General features: G+C 65.3%; 18 protein-coding genes. 14 read left to right on the top strand and 4 right to left on the bottom strand.

All coding sequences use genetic code 11. The features are described 5' to 3' along the window. Nucleotides 1-76 precede the first annotated feature (76 nt). Entirely contained in the window at nucleotides 77-709 is a 633-nt protein-coding gene (gene msrA, locus EP379_RS15250) for a peptide-methionine (S)-S-oxide reductase MsrA (RefSeq protein WP_127478590.1), read from the top strand. Between the two features lie 110 nt (nucleotides 710-819). Here msrA and EP379_RS15245 read toward each other — a convergent pair whose 3' ends face one another. Then, the gene (locus EP379_RS15245) at nucleotides 820-2058 is read right to left on the bottom strand and encodes an ISL3 family transposase (protein ID WP_127477213.1); all 1239 of its coding nucleotides are present in this window, start codon (nucleotides 2056-2058) and stop codon (nucleotides 820-822) included. A gap of 59 nt (nucleotides 2059-2117) precedes the next feature. Between EP379_RS15245 and EP379_RS15240 the strand changes: the two genes are divergently transcribed. From EP379_RS15240 to EP379_RS15230, 3 genes are read left to right on the top strand one after another with little or no spacing between them, the layout of a single operon-like run. Next, nucleotides 2118-3161 (top strand): FIST signal transduction protein, encoded by a 1044-nt coding sequence (locus EP379_RS15240; RefSeq protein WP_232024034.1) that lies wholly within the window; start codon nucleotides 2118-2120, stop codon nucleotides 3159-3161. Between the two features lie 36 nt (nucleotides 3162-3197). After that, entirely contained in the window at nucleotides 3198-3806 is a 609-nt protein-coding gene (locus EP379_RS15235) for a MarC family protein (RefSeq protein ID WP_127478588.1), read from the top strand. Between the two features lie 10 nt (nucleotides 3807-3816). Beyond that, nucleotides 3817-4308 carry a GNAT family N-acetyltransferase gene (locus EP379_RS15230; RefSeq protein ID WP_127478587.1) on the top strand — a complete coding sequence of 164 codons (492 nt, stop codon included), beginning with the start codon at nucleotides 3817-3819 and terminating at the stop codon, nucleotides 4306-4308. Between the two features lie 32 nt (nucleotides 4309-4340). On the opposite strand, the gene EP379_RS15225 is transcribed toward EP379_RS15230, so the two are convergent. Further along, nucleotides 4341-5582: an HDOD domain-containing protein gene (locus tag EP379_RS15225; protein ID WP_127478586.1), complete on the bottom strand. Its 1242-nt coding sequence runs from the start codon at nucleotides 5580-5582 to the stop codon at nucleotides 4341-4343. Between the two features lie 197 nt (nucleotides 5583-5779). On the opposite strand from EP379_RS15225, the gene EP379_RS15220 reads away from it, so the two are divergent. The 10 genes from EP379_RS15220 to EP379_RS15180 all read left to right on the top strand — a co-directional run bounded on the left by EP379_RS15220 (nucleotide 5780) and on the right by EP379_RS15180 (nucleotide 16173). Continuing rightward, on the top strand, nucleotides 5780-6280 hold the full coding sequence (locus EP379_RS15220) for a hypothetical protein (RefSeq protein ID WP_127478585.1): 501 nt from the start codon (nucleotides 5780-5782) through the stop codon (nucleotides 6278-6280). A 50-nt stretch (nucleotides 6281-6330) separates the two neighbouring features. Then, nucleotides 6331-7509, top strand: a complete 1179-nt coding sequence (locus tag EP379_RS15215; protein ID WP_127478584.1) for a methyl-accepting chemotaxis protein — start codon at nucleotides 6331-6333, stop codon at nucleotides 7507-7509. Between the two features lie 10 nt (nucleotides 7510-7519). Next, nucleotides 7520-7882 (top strand): gamma-butyrobetaine hydroxylase family protein, encoded by a 363-nt coding sequence (locus tag EP379_RS15210; RefSeq protein WP_127478583.1) that lies wholly within the window; start codon nucleotides 7520-7522, stop codon nucleotides 7880-7882. Nucleotides 7883-7988: 106 nt separating this feature from the next. Next, nucleotides 7989-8168, top strand: a complete 180-nt coding sequence (gene hemP / locus EP379_RS15205) for a hemin uptake protein HemP (protein WP_232023935.1) — start codon at nucleotides 7989-7991, stop codon at nucleotides 8166-8168. Between the two features lie 95 nt (nucleotides 8169-8263). Continuing rightward, nucleotides 8264-10471, top strand: coding sequence for a TonB-dependent receptor plug domain-containing protein (locus tag EP379_RS15200; protein ID WP_127478581.1), 2208 nt, complete (start codon nucleotides 8264-8266; stop codon nucleotides 10469-10471). A 14-nt stretch (nucleotides 10472-10485) separates the two neighbouring features. Next, on the top strand, nucleotides 10486-11268 hold the full coding sequence (locus EP379_RS15195; RefSeq protein ID WP_127478580.1) for a PepSY domain-containing protein: 783 nt from the start codon (nucleotides 10486-10488) through the stop codon (nucleotides 11266-11268). Continuing rightward, the gene (locus tag EP379_RS16440) at nucleotides 11261-11425 is read left to right on the top strand and encodes a hypothetical protein (RefSeq protein ID WP_172600511.1); all 165 of its coding nucleotides are present in this window, start codon (nucleotides 11261-11263) and stop codon (nucleotides 11423-11425) included. Before EP379_RS15195 ends, EP379_RS16440 begins: the two co-directional genes overlap by 8 nt. Nucleotides 11426-11506: 81 nt before the next feature. Beyond that, complete coding sequence (locus tag EP379_RS15190; RefSeq protein ID WP_232023934.1) at nucleotides 11507-12664, top strand: efflux RND transporter periplasmic adaptor subunit; 1158 nt, start codon at nucleotides 11507-11509, stop codon at nucleotides 12662-12664. After that, on the top strand, nucleotides 12664-14592 hold the full coding sequence (locus tag EP379_RS15185) for a MacB family efflux pump subunit (RefSeq protein WP_127478578.1): 1929 nt from the start codon (nucleotides 12664-12666) through the stop codon (nucleotides 14590-14592). Before EP379_RS15190 ends, EP379_RS15185 begins: the two co-directional genes overlap by 1 nt. 177 nt (nucleotides 14593-14769) lie before the next feature. Further along, nucleotides 14770-16173, top strand: a complete 1404-nt coding sequence (locus EP379_RS15180) for an efflux transporter outer membrane subunit (RefSeq protein ID WP_127478577.1) — start codon at nucleotides 14770-14772, stop codon at nucleotides 16171-16173. A gap of 31 nt (nucleotides 16174-16204) precedes the next feature. Here the strand turns inward: EP379_RS15180 and spoT are convergent, their stop codons facing one another. Next, entirely contained in the window at nucleotides 16205-18316 is a 2112-nt protein-coding gene (gene spoT / locus EP379_RS15175) for a bifunctional GTP diphosphokinase/guanosine-3',5'-bis pyrophosphate 3'-pyrophosphohydrolase (RefSeq protein ID WP_127478576.1), read from the bottom strand. A gap of 22 nt (nucleotides 18317-18338) precedes the next feature. Further along, nucleotides 18339-18608, bottom strand: coding sequence for a DNA-directed RNA polymerase subunit omega (rpoZ, locus tag EP379_RS15170; RefSeq protein WP_127478575.1), 270 nt, complete (start codon nucleotides 18606-18608; stop codon nucleotides 18339-18341). Nucleotides 18609-18719 lie beyond the last annotated feature (111 nt).

The following is an 18719-nucleotide window of genomic DNA, read 5'->3' as shown; positions in this document are numbered from 1 at the left end:
AGGCATGCTTCGTGCGGCCTTGTTTTTCCATCGTGCGGACGCATCCTTAGGAGATACCGCAGCGAGGACTGCCGCCATGTCACTTCATTCCCGCACCCCCGTCATGCCTACCGCCGCCGAGGCCCTGCCCGGCCGCGCCGTACCGATGCCGGTGCCGTTCAATCACTACGTCAACGGCAACCGGATCCTCCCGCCGTTTCCGCCGGGTATGGCGCAGGCCCTGTTCGGCCTGGGTTGCTTCTGGGGCGCCGAGCGTCTTTTCTGGCAGCAACCCGGCGTGTATGCCACCGCCGTGGGCTATGCGGGTGGCTATACGCCCAACCCCACCTACCGCGAGGTGTGCAGCGGCATGACCGGACACAACGAGGTGGTGCGCGTGATCCATGACCCGCAGCAGATCAGCTACGCAGATCTGCTGCGCCTGTTCTGGGAGGCGCACGACCCGACCCAGGGCATGCGCCAGGGCAATGATGTCGGTACCCAGTATCGTTCCGGCATTTATGTCTACGATGCGGCGCAGCGCACCGCCGCCGAGGCGACACGCGCGGCATTCCAGGCGCGGCTGAGCGCCGCGGGTTTCGGTGCGATCACCACCGAGATCGTCGACGCGCCAACCTTCTATTACGCCGAGGAATATCACCAGCAATATCTGGCAAAGAACCCCGGCGGTTATTGCGGCCTGCGCGGCACCGGCGTGTGCCTGGCATAGGGATATAACGATGCAGCAATTTCTGCTCGCCCACGCGGCGGGCGCCGACGGCACCACCCTGCTGGAGCGCTGCCTGCAACAAGGGTCATCACCTGATCGAGTGGGTTGAATCACCGATTTCTCATCTGAGCGGGGTATAGGTCAAGGCCGCCGAGATGGAAGTAGATGGCAGTACGGAAACGCTCCCGATTGCGGAACCCCCGCGCCCGGCTCTTCATGTGCTGGATGCGGCTGTTGATGCTTTCGGCATGGCCATTGTGTACCTTCAACACCACGGCATTGATGATGCCCCACAGGTGCTTCTTGATCGTTGCGGCGGTTTTCTTCACCGGCTCCAGTCGGCTGCGTACAGCCCAAGACAGCCAGCGCGTCCAGCCCTTGGCCGCCCAGGTGCGGCTGTCGTAGTGCCACAGGCCCATGGCGAATTCCTTGATGGCCCAGGCCCGCGCCGTTTTCAGGCTGCCATCGCGCAGTGCACGAAAGCGGTTCTGCTGCGCACGCGTCATGTTGGCCGGGTTGGTGAGCCAGTCATATTTGCTGCCCTTGAGGCAGTCCTCGCCCACGGCCAACAGGGAGCGATGCTCCTGTCGCCGTACCTTGTCCACCGCATCATTCAGGTACTTGGCGACATGAAACTTGTCGAAGGCGATTTTCTCCCGCGCCTGTGGGATGTGCGCCTCCGTGGCGCTGATATAGGCCGGCCACATGTCCATCGCCACCGCCTTGATGTTGGCCTTCTGCTCATCACTCAGCCCGGCATAGTAGGCCGACAGGCTCTCCGTCTTGCGGTCGTCCGCCACGTGCAGCACGACGCCACGTTCCTGGTCAGTCACCACGGTCACGTACTCGTGGCGCCGGGCGAAGGCGGTCTCGTCCACGCTCAAGTATTCCGGCGCTTGGCTCTCACGTCGGGACAGCCCGCGCTTCACCGCGCGCTGCATCACTCTGTCGATGGCGCCCCAACTCAGCTTCAATTGTCGCGCCACCGCCTGCGTGCTCGCCTCCTTCAGCCAGTCAATGAGCAGCGCCTCGAACAGCGCCGTGAAACCCGAACCCGGTTCTGCCCACGGGACCGCCACCGTGACCACCCCGTGCTCTGCACATTGCACCCGCGGCACGTCCGCTTCCAGCACCGTCTTGTACTGGCAGGTGTCCAGATGGCGCCATTGCCGACGCCTGCTGTCGTAGCCGGGGCTGGGGCGTCCACAGTGCGGACAGCTCCACGTCACTCCCGGCTCCGGGACCACGTGAATCCGAACCTCCTCGGCATCACGCAGCAACTGCACATCGGCCACCTTCCACGGCGACCGTAAGCCAAGAATCTGGGCGTATAGGTCTATGTCTCTCATGACTCAACAGGGTAAGCTACCCACTCGATACGGGGAAGAGCCTGCAACAATTGGGCAGCGTGCCGGCCGAGGCCACACTCGGTTTTGTCTATGCCAGCGACACGCTGGCGGCCGAGCTGCCGCAGATCGTGCAGCGCCTGCAGGCGGTGCTGCCGCGTGTGCAGTGGGTGGGCACCCTGGGCATGGCGGTGTGCGCCAGTGGTGAGGAATATTACGACGGGCCGGCGCTGGTGCTGCTGCTGGGCGATGTGCCGGTGGAGCAGTTCCGCCTGTTGCCGTCGGCGTTGCAGGCCGAGGCGGTGCTGCCGCCGGAATTGCATGCCTGGGCGGAGCAGCAAGGCTATTGCTTTGCGCTGCTGCACGGCGATCCCACCAATGCCGCGACGCCCCGGCTGGTGGAGGCGGTGGGTGCGGCGCTGCCGGCGGCCTTCATCAACGGCGGCCTCACCTCATCCAACGGCATGCATCATCAGGTGGTCGGTGATGCGGTGATCAGCGGCGGCGTGTCGGGCGTGTTGTTCGGCCCCGCGGTGGCGGTAGTCACCGATCACACCCAGGGCTGCACGCCGCTGGGGCGTCCCCATGCCATCACCGAGGCGGAGGGCAACATCGCCATCCGTCTTGATCACCGTCCGGCACTGGAGGTGATGAAGGAGGAAATCGGCGAGGTACTGGCGCGCGATCTGCAGCGCATTGCCGGTTACATCTTTGTCGCTCTGCCCATCGCCCATGCCGACACCGGCGACTATCTGGTGCGCCACCTGATGGGGCTGGATACGCGCAACGGACTCATCGCCGTGGGTGATTATCTCGATGGCCATGAGCGGCTGATGTTCTGTCGCCGCGACGGCAACACGGCGCGCGAGGATATGCGCCAAATGCTGGCGCGCATCAAGGCACGGGTGGCCGGCCGCACCATCCGTGGCGGCATCTACGTCACCTGCCTGGGGCGCGGCCGCCACCAGTTTGGCGACGACGCCGAGGAGTTGCGCCTGATCGGTGCGGTGCTGGGCGAGTTCCCCCTGGCCGGTTTCTTTGCCAACGGCGAGCTCTATAATGGACGCCTGTATGGCTACACCGGGGTGCTGACGCTGTTCCTGTAGCACCCGGCGGGCGGCCGGCAAGCGGGGGAAAAGGGAATGCAGGATTTCATCGGCGTACTGGTGCCGCTGTTGATCATCATGGACCCGCTGGGCAACCTGCCCTTCTTCCTGCTGTTCACCCGCGACAACACGCAGGATGAGCGGCGGCGCATGGCGCTGGTGGCTGCCGTGGCCAGTGCCGTCATTCTGATGACCTTCGCCCTCAGCGGCGACGTCCTGCTGCGCCTCTTCCATATCAGCATGCCGGCCTTCCAGCTGGCCGGCGGCTTCATCTTCTTCATCTACGCCCTGCAAATGCTGGCGCTGATCCCGAGCGGCATCAAGACTTCGGCCGAGGAGGAGCAGGAGGGCATTCGCAAGGACAACATCGCCCTGGTGCCGCTGGCCATTCCGCTGCTGGCCGGGCCGGGCGCCATCACCGCGGTGCTGGTCTGGCGCCAGCAGCTCACCGCACCCGTGCAGCAGCTGCAGTTGCTGGCGGCGATACTCCTCGCCTGCCTCATCGTCTATCTGGCTTTGCGCTTTGCCGGGACCCTGCGCCGCCTGCTCGGGGTCAGCGGCATCCGCGTCGTCACGCGCCTGATGGGGCTGCTGCTGGCGGTGATCGCGGTGGAGTTCATGGTGCAGGGCTGGCGCCAGATTTGAGGAGCGGGACATGGGACAATTGCATATCACCCCGGCCGCGGCCCATGACGTGGTGGCCATCCACGAAATGATCACTGAGCTGTCGGAGCATCTCGGTCTGGCCCACGAGGTGGTCGCCACCGAGGGCGACATCCACAATGCCCTGTTCGGGCCGCAGCGGCAGGCGGAGGTGCTGCTGGCGCGACTCGATGGCGCCGCCGTGGGCTTCGCCCTGTACTACGGCAACTATTCCACCTTCCGTGGCCGCTGCGGCATCCATCTGGAGGATCTCTACGTGCGTCCGGTGGCGCGCGGCCTCAACATAGGCCGCCGGTTGCTGGCCGAACTGGCGCGCATCACGCTGGAGCGCGGCTGCACGCGTCTGGAATGGTGGGTGCTGGCGGAGGATGCAAAAGCGGTGGCGTTCTATGAACACATGGGCGCCACCGCCAAGGATGAGTGGACGGTGTATCGTCTGCGCGGTGATGCCCTGCGCGACATTGCCGCAGGAAACGCACCTTAGGGACGCGCTGAACAAGTTCAGCGCTTCCTGGGTCAATGCAGCATCTGCTGGATGGCGGCACTGACGGTGTGCGCCTCGCGCAGAATGGCAAGGCCGTGGTGCGGATCGAACTCGCCCAGATCGAGCTTGCGGTAGGCCGGTGTGGTGTCGATGCGCGGCAGGTGCTGCATCTGCGGCGTGCCGAGATGGCTGTGCAGCTGAGCCACCACCAGCAGGTCGGCATAATCGGGCGTCGCGTGGGCATCGCGCATCCAGTCTTCCGCCTGTTCCGCGGCGGTGACCAGATCCTCTTCGAAGCCGAGACGGCTCAGCACCAGATGGCTGGTGATGCGACGCAGACGGCTGATGGTCTTGTCCAGCTCGGCGGCGTCATGTTCCAGGTTGTCGTGTTGTGCGGCGAAGGTGAGGATGGGGATCACACCGATGTCGTGCAACAGGCCGGCAAGCATGCCGCGCTCGGCGTTGAAGCCGTGGCTGTGGCGCGCCAGCACATAGGCGAGGCTGGCGATCTGGCTGCTGTGCTGATACAGCGCCTGCATGCGCTGCTTGAGCAGCGGCGCGTCGGCAGTGAACACATGCTTGAGCGCCAGACTGATGGCGATGCTTTGCGCCGCGGCGAGGCCGAGCCGGGTGACGGCCTGATAGACGGTGGTGACCGGCTTGTCGCGCCGGTAGGCGGCACTGTTGGCGACATGAATCAACCGGGCGGAGAGTACGGGATCGGCCAGCACCATCTTGGCGACATCCTTGACGCTGACATCCGGATTGCGGATGGCCTCGCGGATGCGCAGTGCGATGTCGGGCAGCGACGGCAGCTCCAGTTCGTCGCGCTGGTAGGCCTGGTAGATGCGCTGATACAGCGGGCTGTCATCGGCGGCATTGCCCGCCATCACGATTTCTTCACCGCTGCCCGTGCTGCGTTCCGCGGCGGTCAGGCTGTGCAGCAACGGGCGGCTGAAACGCACCACCACGCTGGCGACCCTGGCCTCGGCATGGAGGCCGGGTGGGTGGATGCGGAACAGCGGCAGGCGGGCGCGCGGCGAGTTGGCGTGCACCTCCTCGTTTTCGCCCTTGTCGGAGACCAGCGTCACCTCGCCGCGGATGAGGTAGGTGAGCCAGGCGGAATCAGCGGCGGCGACGATGCGGCCGTGGGGCCTGAGTACTTCGAGGCGCCCCTGCTCGGCGAGGCGACGGCGCGCTTCGTCGCCCAGTTCACACACCGGGTAGACGGCCTCGGCGACGCGAATCAGCACCCGCGGATCGTTGCTTTCCATGGCCCACCTTGTGGCTGGTCAAGCGGCTTCCCGCAAACGCCGGTCTTTCTCCTGCCGCCCGTGCGGGAATCTGCGACGACGATTGCGTTTTCGCAAAGGTCCGGGCGAAGTTTTTGGATAAAATGGACCTGAACTTCAGCAAGCATATCACAGCGTCCGCCTCCCCCATCTTCACGCCCACTCCCACGAGGACCGACATGATCTACGCCATCGACGAAGCCCTGAAGCGCCAGGCCCGCACTCCCCACGAATTGCTGATGATCAATCTGGCGGCCTTTCATCTGCTCCTCGCCCCGGCCTCCATCGCCCTCGACATCGGCGCCTGGGGTCTGGCCCTGCCGCCATTGTTTTCTTCCCTGGTGATCGCCTATATCTATCTGCGCAGCCATCGCGCCGCCACCGGCGCGCCCTGGTTTGCGCTGATGCACTGGCGTCTCGCCTGGCGCCGTTGCCGCCTGCTGCTGATGGGGTATGCCGCCTCGGCGCTGATCATCGGCGGCGGTTCGCTGCTGGCGCTCACCGCGCAGAAGCACAGCATGCGCGAGATCATCTTCACCATCGCCACGCGCGTGGGTGTGATGCCCACGATCATCATGGTGCTGGTGCTGTTCGTGCTGGCCAACAGCGGTCTGGAGATGGCGGGCAAGGGGGAGGTGCCGGACGGGCTGCTCAAGCTGTACCCGCCGCCGGCCGAATGACTGTCACGGAGGGCGCCCGGCGCTCCCGGGCATATACAGGAAGGACAACCATGAAACCCAGCATTCTGCGCACGCTGCTTCTCGCCTTCCTGGCCTTCGGCCTGGCGATGGGGCTGGTATTCCCGGTGTATGCCCAGTTCTTCGTGGAATGGAAGGAAGGGATGCGCGGCTGGTTCATCGTCGGCTGTCTGGTGGCCGGCACCTCCATCGGCCTGTTCAACTACTTCCTGGTCAACGTGGTGTTGATGAACAAGGTGCGCCGTATCGCCGCGGTGGCGCAGGCGGTGAGCGAGAACGACGTGTCGCAGCAATGCACGTTGCAAAGCGCCGATGTCATCGGCGAGATCGTCGACAGCGTCAACCGCATGACCGCCAATCTGCGCGGCATGGTCGGCCAGATCAGTGACTCCACCGGCCAGCTCAGCGGCGCGATCCACTCTCTTGCCCGCACCAGCCAGGAGGTCAGCGAGCGTGTGCGGCGCCAGCAGGCCGATACCGAGCAGGCGGCGCAGGCGCTCGGCGACATTATGCAGATGGTGCAGGCGGTGGCGCGGCGGGCACACGAGGCGGCTGCGACAGCGCAGCAGGCCGACAGTGAGGCACAGGGTGGACGGTTGATCATCGGCCAGACCATCGACGCCATCTATGCCCTGGCCGGAGATGTGGAGCAGGCGGCGGCGGCGCTGCAACAGCTGGAACAGCAGAGCCAGAACATCGGCGTGGTGCTGGACGTGATCCGCGGCATCGCCGAGCAGACCAACCTGCTCGCCCTCAACGCCGCCATCGAGGCGGCGCGCGCCGGCGAACAGGGGCGCGGTTTCGCGGTGGTGGCCGACGAGGTGCGCACCCTCGCCACCCGCACCCAGCAATCCACCCGCGAAATCCAGGGCATCATCGAGCAGCTGCAGCAGGGTGCCCACGGCACGGTACAGATCATGAACGCCGGGCGCAGCCAGGCGCAGGCCAGCGTGGAGCAGGCGCGCAAGGCGGCCGACGCCCTCACCGCCATCGCCGGCGCCATCAGCGCCATCGCCCGCAGCACCGGCGAAATCGCCGGCGCGGCGGACGATCAGCAGCAGGTGACGGCCACGGTCAACCGCAATGTCGCCAGCATCAGCGCCGATGCCACGGCCACCGCCAATGATGTCGAGCGGCTGGTGGCCGCCGGCACCGACCTGGAGGGGCTGGTGGCACGACTGCAGGAACTGGTGGCGCGGTTCCGCCGCTGAGCCACGTCCCATGACCTCATCCCGTCATCCCACCGAACTGGTCCTGCACCGCGACCGGCGCCTGCTCGAAATCACCTTTGCCGACGGCGCCCGCTTCGAGCTGCCCTGCGAATACCTGCGCGTCTATTCCCCCTCCTCCGAGGTGGCCGGCTACCACCGCAAGCGCCCGGTGCTGCAGGTGGGCAAGGCCGGGGTCAACATCAGCGACATCGTCCAGGTGGGGCACTACGCGGTAAAGCTGTGTTTCGACGACGGTCATACCAGCGGCCTGTATACCTGGGACTACCTCTACGACCTCGGCGCCAACTATGCCCGACGCTGGGCCGACTATCTGGCCCGGCTGGAGCAGGCCGGTCAGCGGCGCCAAACCTGAGTCCCTCCCCCGTCCACATGGCTCCTCCATCAAGCTGTTGACTTGTTATTGCGAATCATTATCATTTGCTCCTGCCGCAATCACTGCAGCATTCATGGGGGTTACGATGAGTGAAACAAAATCCCCTGCCGGAAGCGTGGTAATGGTCCGGGAGGCCGGCGAAGGCCGGCGCCGGATGGAAAGCACGGAGCTGCTGGGCCGTGACACCGAGTTGATCATTGCCCACGGCGCCGAGGAGTACCGCCTGCGCTTGACCCGGCAGGGCAAACTGATACTGACGAAATAAGCTGCATCGCCAATCCATCGCCAGCCCGACACCGTCCACTGCGGTATGTGTCCAGCCAGCCAGGAAATCCCGTACCGATTTTTTGGAGCTGACATATGCCATCCCTGCGCAAACCCACCCTGGCGGCCCTGATTACGGCGGCCTGCACCCACACCTATGCCGATTCCACCCTGCACCTGGCCGATGCCACCCGGTTGCAGGCGGTCACCGTTCATGCCGAGCAGGATGATTTCGACGTCCGCCGCGAGGCCTCCTCCACCCGGCTGGTCTATGGCCGCGAGGAACTGGACCGCATGAATGAACTGAGTGTCGGTGATTATCTGCGCCGCCTGCCCAGCGTCACCTTCACCGGCCCGCCGGGCACGCCCAAGGACGTGCGCATGCGCGGCATGGACAAGGGTTATACCCAGATCCTCATCGATGGCGAGCCGGTGCTGTCCGGCACCAAGGAGCGCCAGATCCAGGTGGACCGCATTCCGCTGGACATGGTGGAGCGCATCGAGATCATCCGCGCCCCTACCGCCGACATGCCCAACGCCGGGCTGAGCGGCACCATCAACATCGTGTTGCGTGAGGCGCCGGAGCACAGTGTGGCCAATGCGCGGATCGTTACCGGCCGTGTGTTCGGCGAGAAGACCGACCAGGACACCTGGAATCTGTCCGGCCAGTACGGCGGTGCGACGGATCATGTGCGCTGGTTACTGAACGTTGCGGCGGGCGAGATCGGCGCGCTGAAGACCAAGCGCAAGAGCGAGCAGGGATTCAATGTCGCCAGCGGCGAGCGCAGCAGTTGGAAGGATGAGTTCGAGGACGAGCGCGTTAGCTCCGCTACCATCGATTTTTCCCCGCGCATCAATATCCGCCTGGATGAGGGAGACGAGCTGATATTGAGTCCCTGGCTCTCGCGCAACGATGAGCAGAAGGACAAGGTGGTGGACAAATTCAAGTACAACTCGCCGCTGACCGGCACCGATTATGTTGCCGATGGTCGCAGGGTCGAGGAAGAGGACAAGCTGCGCGAGACCCGCCGCCTGCGCGGCGAGTGGCGGCACAAGTTGGAGGCCGGTGGTCAGCTCGCCTTCTTTGCCGCCAGACAGCAGGGCAGCGAGGACAAGGACAAAACGATGTTGGAATACAACGCGCTGGGCGTGTTGAGCAAGACCACGCTGGAGACGGATCGCAAGCATGAAGAGGAGTGGTATAGCGGGGTGCGTCTGGAGCGGCCGCTGGGCAATCACACGCTTGGTGCCGGCATCGAATACAAGGAACTGGAGCGCAGGGATCACAAGGAGGTGATGGAGAACGGTGCGCCCAAGGTGCCGGGACGCGGTGACAACTTCGATATTGACGAAAGGCTCTGGACGGCGTGGTTGCAGGATGAAATGGATCTGGGCGGCGGCCACGTTCTGACCCCCGGTGTGCGCATGTTGCGCAGCGAGCAGAGTGCCATGGACAGCCTGGGGCAGCGCAGCGGAAGCCGCTACACGATAGCGTCGCCCTCACTGCACTACCTGTGGCAGTTGAGCGCGCGCAACAATCTGCGCGCCAGCGTGACCGAAAGCATCAAACCACCGAAATACGATGACATCTCCACTGTCACGGAAACCAAGGCCGGCACGCTTACCGATCCGGACAAGTCCGGCAATGCGGCGCTACAGCCGGAACAGGCCCTGGGGCTGGAACTGGGATGGGAGCATTTCCTGCCGCAGGGTGGCGGTGTGTTCGGCGTCAATCTGTTCCATCGCGCTATCTCCGACATGGTGGCGCGGCGTGTCGGCCTGGAAGATGGCCGCTATGTCGAGCGTCCGTACAATATCGGTGATGCCAGAGTCTGGGGTGCGGAGTTGGACGCGCGTGCACGTCTGGATATCTTCAATCTTCCGCAGGTGATGTTGCGTTTCAATTACACGCGGCTGGAGTCCGAGATCACGAACGATATCACGGGCACGACCACCCGCATAAACGACCAGCCGCCCTACGTGTACAACATCGGCTTTGACTGGCAACTGCCGCAGTGGGATGCAGCCTGGGGCGTGAACTACAACTACACACCGAAATACCTCAAAAACCCCACCGAGCCGTTGAAGGCGGATGACGAGGCGGAACAGCAACTGCTCGACATGTACGTGATGAAGCAGTTCGGCAGGGATCTGTCGCTGCGCATCACGGCCGCCAATCTGCTCGACATGGTCAAGGACAAGGACAAGTATGAATACGACACCAGTGGTCAGAAGACCAAGTTCATCCGGGAGTCGGAGCGTGGCGGTCGGGCACTGTATGTGGCGCTGGAAGGCAGATTCTGAGCGGAGGGTGAAGCATGCAGATCAATCTCAAGGCCCGTGATTGGCACAACTGGGTATCGGTGATCTTGGTAGTACCCATGCTGCTGATCGGTTTTACCTCATTTTTTCTGGCCCATAAAAAAGACCTTGGCCTGAACGAAATAGATATGACGCCTTACGTGGCCTGGTTGCCGGGGTATGGTGAGGGTGCGATGCAGGGTCAGCATCTGGAACTGCGCAGTGTGCTGCAGCTGCCGGATGGTCGCCAAGTCGTTGGTACCAATGTCGGTTTGTTCGAGCTGACGGCGGCGGGACCGGTGAGCGTTCAGGCTCTGGAGGGAATGCAGGTGCGTAACCTTGCCATGACGGGAGAGGGGCTGCTGGCCGCTACCAAGGAGGGTGTCTGGCTGGAGCGTGCCGGCGCATGGCAGCAGGTACTGGCCGGCGATGCATGGAATGCCAACTCTGCGGCGGATGGCAGTGTGACGGTTGCGCTCAAGGAGCAAGGCTTGTTCATCAGCCACGATGGTCTGAACTGGCTGGCGTGGCAGGGCGCAGATGTGGCCGGGGCCTTTGCCGGGATGCGTGACACGGAGCTGCCGCGGGAGCGTGTCACGCTGGGTAAACTTGTCACCGACCTGCATACCGGCAAGGCCTTCATGGGCAAGACGGGCGAATGGGTGTGGATTGATCTGCTGGCCCTGGTCTGGGTATTTCTCGGTTTCACCGGCCTGTGGCTGTGGTGGCGGGCGCAAACCAGGCGGCGGGACGCTGCGGTCAAACGGGTGCAGGCGGGAGCGGCCAGGACTGATGCCTGAAAAAGCGTCGTTCATTCTGTATTCTCTCCTCTTCCTCGCGGTGACCGGCCTTGGTGCCGGTCTTGCCCTTTTCTGCCACGGCTTGATGGTGCGCTGGCAGGCAGAAAAATTGAACCGCATTGCGCCACCGCCGTCGAAGCGTCAGACTGATGCATGAACATCCATTGACGGAATAGCCATGGCCACACACTTTTTTCCGCGTCGCGCGGCAACGCGGCGCGGCGTCATCGTTGCGTTAATGATGGTCGCATTCGGTGCAGGCGCTTACCTTGCCTGGCGATATTTCTTCGCTGCCGCCGCCGGCCCGGTGCAGAACATCGCCGTGGTCCAGCGCGGTGACATCGAAGAGGTGGTGACCGCCACCGGCATGCTGCAGCCGCGCGACTATGTCGATGTCGGCGCCCAGGTGTCGGGACAGTTGCACAGGATTCACGTCGATGTGGGTAGCGAGGTGAAGGAAGGGGATCTGCTGGCGGAGATTGACCCGACCCTGTTCCGTGCGCGGGTGGATGCCAGCCGCGCCCAGTTGCGCTACCAGCGCGCCCAGTTGCAGGACCGCGAGGCGCAACTGGTGTTGGCGGAGATCCGGCATCGGCGCCAGAAGAATCTGCTGGCCGAGGAGGCGACCACCGTGGAGGCCTTGCAGAATGCCGAGGCGGAACTGAAGTCGGCGCGTGCCCAGATCGAAATGCTCAAGGCGCAGATCGAGCAGACCGAGTCCTCCCTGCGTGCCGACGAGGCCAATCTCAACTATGCACGCATTTTCGCGCCGATGGCCGGCACCGTTGTTTCCATTACCGCGCGCCAGGGTCAGACCCTGAATGCCAACCAGCAGGCGCCGATCATCCTGCGCATCGCCGACCTCTCCACCATGACGGTGCAGACCCAGGTGTCGGAGGCCGACGTGTCGCGCCTGCGCCTCGGCATGGAGGCCTACTTCACCACCCTGGGCAGCCAGGAGCGGCGCTGGTACGGCAAGCTGCACCGCATCGAGCCGACGCCGACGGTGCAGAACAACGTGGTGCTGTACAACGCCCTGTTCGATGTGGACAACCCCAACCGCGCGCTGATGACGCAGATGACGGCGCAGGTGTTCTTCGTCGTCGCCGAGGCGAAGGAGGCGTTGCTGGTACCGATGTCGGCGCTGACCATGCAGCCGGCGCGTCCCGCCGCCGACATCGGTGACGGGCGCAGCCGCACGCGCCGCGCCACGGTGCAGGTGGTGGCGGAGGATGGCGGCATCACGCCGCGCGAGGTGGAGGTGGGCATCAGCAACCGCATCCAGGCGCAGATCCTCTCCGGCCTGCAGGAAGGCGAGCGCGTGGTGTCGACGCCGAGTGCCCTGGGCGCGCGCGCCGCAGCGGGCGGAATGCCGCGGCCGGCGAGACTGCATTGATGAGCACGCCGCTCATCGAGCTGCGCGGCATCAGCAAGACCTTCCACAGCGGCGAGCTGGCGGTGGAGGTGCTGCACGGTATCGATCTTGTCATCCATGCGGGTGAATTCGTCGCCATCATGGGCGCCTCCGGGTCCGGCAAGTCCACGCTGATGAACATCCTCGGCTGTCTCGATCGGCCGAGCAGCGGCGGTTACCGCTTCATGGGGCGCGACGTGTCCGCGCTGGCGGCGGACGAGCTGGCACGGCTGCGGCGCGAAGAGTTCGGTTTCGTGTTTCAGAGCTACCATCTCATCGGCGGCAGCACGGCGCTGGAGAATGTCGAGGTGCCGGCGGTGTACTCCGGCATGCCGCCACACGAGCGCCACGCGCGCGCCAGCCGCCTGCTCACCGAGCTCGGGCTGGCCGAGCGTCTGCACCATCGCCCCAATCAATTGTCCGGTGGCCAGCAGCAGCGCGTGTCCATCGCCCGTGCCCTGATGAACGGCGGCCGCATCATCCTCGCCGACGAGCCCACCGGCGCGCTGGACAGCAAGAGCGGCGCCGAGGTGATGCGCCTGCTGTCCGACCTGTCGGCGCAGGGCCACACCATCATCCTCATCACCCACGAGCGCGAGGTGGCGGAGCACGCCAGCCGCATCATCGAGATCCGCGACGGCAACATCCTGTCCGATCCGGGACCGCAGCCGCGCGCCACCCCGGCGGCCGACTTCATGCCGCACGTGGACCGCAGCTCCCGCCTCACCGACCTGGTCGAGGCCACGCGCACCGCCCTGCGCGCGCTGCGCGCCAATGTGTTCCGCACCATCCTGACCCTGCTCGGCATCGTCATCGGCGTCGCCTCGGTGATCGCCATGCTGGCCATCGGCGACGGCGCCAAGCAGGCGGTGGTGGACAGCATCAGCGCCATGGGCAGCAATCTGCTCACCGTCCGCCCCGGCGCGCCCAACATGCGCGGCCGTGGCGGCATCACTACCCTGGTGCCCGAGGATGTGGCGGCGATCCGCGAGCTGCCCAACGTGCTGGCGGCGGTGCCCGAGCAGGGCAGCGGTGTCACCGTGCGCTATGGCGGGGCCGATCACCGCACCGAGATCAACGCCACCTCCGCCGACTATATCCGCGCCCGTACCTGGCAGCCGGCGGTGGGTACCTTCTTCAGCGCCGACGACGAGCGCAGCTACGCCACCGTCGCGGTATTGGGGCAGACGGTGAGCAAGGCGCTGTTCCCCGGCGGCGACGCCCTGGGCCGGTACATTCTGATCAACAACATCCCGTTCCAGGTCATCGGTGTCATGGCGCCCAAAGGGGCCACCGCCTGGGGCATGGATCAGGACGACGTGATCTTCGTGCCCTACACCACCGGCAGCCTGCGTATCACCGGCCAGCGTCACCTGCGCAACGTCACCATAGCGGTGGAGGATGTGAAGGCCATCGACGCGACGCAGGAGGCGGTGCATGCGCTGCTGCTGGCGCGCCACGGCACCGAGGACTTCCAGATCCGCAACATGGCGGCGATCATCGAGAGCGTATCGGAGACACAGAACACACTCACCATCCTGCTCGGCTCCATTGCCGCCATTTCGCTCCTGGTCGGCGGCATCGGTGTGATGAACATCATGCTGGTGTCGGTCACCGAGCGCACCCGCGAGATCGGCATCCGCATGGCCACCGGCGCGCGCATGCGCAATATCCTGCAGCAGTTTCTCATCGAGGCGCTGGTGGTGTCGGCGCTGGGTGGCCTCATCGGCGTCGGCGTCGGGCTCGGCGCGGCGGCGATCATCGCGGCTTTCGACACGCCGATCCTGTACTCGGTCGCGCCGGTGGTGCTGGCCTTCGGCTGTGCCTTCGCCACCGGCCTGGTGTTTGGCTACCTGCCGGCCCGCAAGGCGGCACGGCTCGACCCGGTGGTGGCGCTGGCGTCGGAGTGATGCAACTGCAGGAGCCCACCCCGTGGGCGAACAGGTGCCGGAACGGCGGGCTGCCTACGCCGAGAGGACTCGGCGGCTACGAAAGAAAGGCCTGGTGTGCACAATGCGTCAATTTTGTAGGCTGGCTTCAGCCGGTCGCACCATGCAACACCGCAAAGAGGAAAGGGAACACACCACATGAAGCCGTCCCGCTGCCAACAAACCCTGCTCGGCCTCGCCCTGGTCGCCGCGCTGTCCGGTTGCGCCTCCACCGACACCATCCAGAGGCCCAAGGTGGCATTGCCGGAGACCTGGAGCGAAGCGGTGACTGCCCAGGCCGAACCGCTGAGCGACAGCTGGTGGCGACACTTCAACTCGATACAACTGGAGGCGTTGGTGCAGGAGGCGCTGGCCGCCAGCCCCGACCTCGCGGCGGCGCAAGAGAAGGTGGTGCAGGCCGAGTTACAGGTGCGCCAGAGCGGCGCCTCGTTGTTCCCCGCCCTCAGCCTGAACGGCAGCACCGGCGTGCGTCGCAATGAACCGGCGGACGGACCGGCCACGAACAGCGAATCCACCAGCATCAGCCTCGGCGCCAGTTACGAGGTGGACCTGTGGGGCCGCATCGACGCCGACGTGCGCGCCGCGGCGGCAACGCTGTCCGCGGCGCACTATGATTTCGCCGCCGCACGCCTCAGCCTGGTGGCGGCCGTGGCCGATGCCTATTTCCAGACCCTCGCCCTGCGCGAGCGTTTGGCGCTGGCGCGTGAGAATCTCGTCATTGCCGAACGCGTGCTCGGCATCGTCGAGGCGCGCTACCGCAACGGGGCCGCCTCGGCGCTGGACTTGACGCGGCAGCAGACCGCCGTGCTGACCCAGCGCAGCGCGCTGCTGCCGCTGGAGGTGCAGGAGCGGCAGACCGTGCGCGCCCTGGCGATCCTGCTCGGCCGCGCGCCGCAGGGTCTTGCCCTGATGCAAGAGGATTTCGCGCAACTGCACATCCCGGCCGTCGCGCCGGGCCTGCCCGCCGAACTCCTGCTGCGCCGCCCCGACCTCGCCCGCGCCGAGGCGCAACTGGCTGCCGCCGACGCCAACGTCGCTGCTGCCCGCGCCGCGCTGCTGCCGTCGATCTCGCTGTCCGCCTCTGCCGGCGTGGCGACGACGGAATTGCTGTCGCTGTCGAATCCCGTTACCACCCTCGGCCTTTCCGCCGGCATCGTGCAGTCGCTGTTCGACGGCGGCCGCCTGCGCGCGCAGGTGGCGAGCAGCGAATCACGCCGCCGCGAACTGGTGGAGAATTACCGCAAGGCGATCCTCACCGCATTGCAGGAAGTGGAAGACAGCCTCGGCAACGCCGCACGCAACACGCAGCAGGCGGCGATGCAGGAACAGATCGTCACCCACGCCCAGCGCACCCTGCGCCTCGCGGAACTGCGCTACCGCGAAGGCGCCGATGATCTGCTCACCGTGCTCGACGCCCAGCGCAGTCTGTTCCAGGCCCAGGATACGCGCGTGCAACTGCGCCTCGCCCGCCTCGGCGCGGCGCTGGATTTGTACAAGGCGCTCGGTGGCGGCTGGCGGATCGAGATAGCTGCTCCGCGATAAAGTTCACCGATTTTTCCTTGATGACGGCTGCTCAGCCGCGGCCGCGGCCTACCTTCACGACCTTGTCCAGCGCGCGGATGCTGCGCATGATGCGCGCGAGGTGCACGCGGTCGCGCACGGCGACGGTGAGGTTGATGGCGGTGTGAATGCCGTCGCGGTCTTCCAGGTTGACGTTGTCGATGTTGGCGTCGGCGTCGGCGACGGCGGCGGCGACGGTGGCGAGGGCACCGCGCTGATTGGTGACCTCCACGCGCAGGTCGACCTGGAAGGTGGCGTCGATGAGATCGGCCCATTGCACGGTGATCCACTTTTCCGGCTGCTTGCGGTAGTCGGCGATGTTCTTGCAGTTCTGAGTGTGGATGATGATGCCGCGGCCGGTGGAGAGGAAACCCATGATGGCGTCACCCGGGATCGGGCGGCAGCACTTGGCGAAGGACACCACGGCGCCTTCGGTGCCCTTGATGTAGAGCGGGCGGCTGCCCGCTTCCTGTTCCGGCGACGCCGTTTCCAAAGGCACCAGGAGGCGCGCCACCAGCGGCGCCATGCGGTTGCCGAGACCGATCTGTTCCAGCAGGTCGTCGAGGCTGGCGAGGTTCATTTCCTTCAGTGCGGCGACGACGCGTTCGTGCGGCACCATCAGCAGGGTTTCTTCCAGGTCGGCCAGCGCCTGCTCCAGCAGGCGGCGGCCGAGGCCGATGGCCTCGTCGCGTTTCTGGTTCTTGAGGTAGTTGCGGATATTGGCGCGCGCCTTGGCGGTGACCACGAAGTTGAGCCAGGTGGGATTCGGACGCGCGCTCGGCGCGGTGATCACTTCCACGGTCTGGCCGTTGGCGAGGCGCGTGGCGAGCGGCATCAGGCGGCGGTCGATCTTCACCGCCACGCAGGAGTTGCCGACGTCGGTGTGCACGTCGTAGGCGAAGTCGACGGCGGTGGCGCCGCGCGGCAGTTCCATGATTTCGCCCTTGGGCGTGAACACGTAGACCTCGTCGGGAAACAGATCGACCTTGACGTTCTCGAGAAACTCCAGCGAATTGCCGGCGCTCTGCTGCATCTCCAGCAGGCCCTTGAGCCATTCGCGCGCGCGCGCCTGGGCGCTGACGCCGCCGCCCTCGCCGGTCTTGTACAGCCAGTGGGCGGCGATGCCGGCCTCGGCCACCTTGTCCATCTCCTCGGTGCGGATCTGCACCTCGATGGGCACGCCGTAGGGGCCGAACAGGGCGGTGTGCAGCGACTGGTAGCCGTTGGCCTTGGGGATGGCGATGTAGTCCTTGAACTTGCCCGGCACCGGCTTGTACAGGTTGTGCACGGCGCCGAGCACGCGGTAGCAGGTGTCCACCTTGTCGACGATGACGCGGAAGGCGTACACGTCCATCACTTCGTTGAAGGACAGGTTCTTGCTGCGCATCTTCTTGTACAGCGACAGCAGGTGTTTCTCGCGGCCGATGACGCGGCCTTCCAGCCCTTCCTGGCGCAGGCGCTCCTGCAGGGCGATCTCGATCTTGCTGATGATCTCGCGGCGGTTGCCGCGTGCCTTCTTTACCGCCTCGGCCAGCACGCGGGCACGCATCGGGTAGTAGGCGGCGAAGCCGAGGTCCTCCAGTTCCAGGCGCAGGCGGTTCATGCCGAGGCGCGAGGCGATGGGGGTGTAGATGTCGAGGGTCTCGCGCGCGATGCGGCGGCGCTTGTCCGGGCGCAGGCCTTCCAGGGTACGCATGTTGTGCAGGCGGTCGGCCAGCTTGATGATGATGACGCGCAGGTCGCGTGCCATGGCCAGCATCATCTTACGGAAGTTTTCCGCCTGTGCCTCGGCCTTGCTCTCGAACTGGATGTGGGTCAGCTTGGAAACGCCGTCCACCAGTTCGGCCACCTCGTTGCCGAACTTCTCGGCGATCTGTTCCTTGGCGGTGGGGGTGTCCTCGATGACGTCGTGCAGGATCGCGGCGATGATGCTGGGGGCGTCCATGCGCATCTCGGCGAGGATGCGCGCCACGGCGAGGGGATGATAGATGTAGGGTTCGCCGGAGAGACGCTTCTGGCCTTCGTGGGCCTCGGCGCCGAACAGGTAGGCGCGGTAGATTTCCGCTACCTGGTCCGGTTCGAGATAGCCTTCGAGGAGGGCGCACAGGTCGCTGATGAGAAACACCGCGCGCCCTCCGGCCCGGACATCAGTCGTTGTCCATGGAGATCACCACCGGAGCGGCGACCTCTTCTTCCATTTCTTCCTCGGGCTCCTGATCGACGGCGTCGAGTATTTCGCGGCCGACCAGGCCGGCGGCGATTTCGCGCAGGGCCAGCACGGTGGGCTTGTCGTTTTCCCACGCCAGGTGGGGTTCCTTGCCCTTTTCCAGTTGACGGGCGCGCTTGGTGGCGACCAGCACCAGCTGGAAGCGGTTGTCTACGTTGTCCAGGCAGTCTTCGACGGTGACGCGGGCCATGTTGCTACTCTCCGATAATCCGGGCCCGCCCCGAGGCGGGGGCGGACGAAAAGGGGTTGAATTCTATCTTAAAAACCGCAGTCCGCAAATAAACGCGCAGGGACGCGACTA

Origin of the sequence: Sulfurivermis fontis (assembly GCF_004001245.1) — a bacterium.
GTDB classification, from domain to species: domain Bacteria; phylum Pseudomonadota; class Gammaproteobacteria; order Thiohalomonadales; family Thiohalomonadaceae; genus Sulfurivermis; species Sulfurivermis fontis.
The sequence above is the reverse complement of the archived record's forward strand: the minus strand, read 5'-3'. Positions and strand labels throughout refer to the sequence as shown.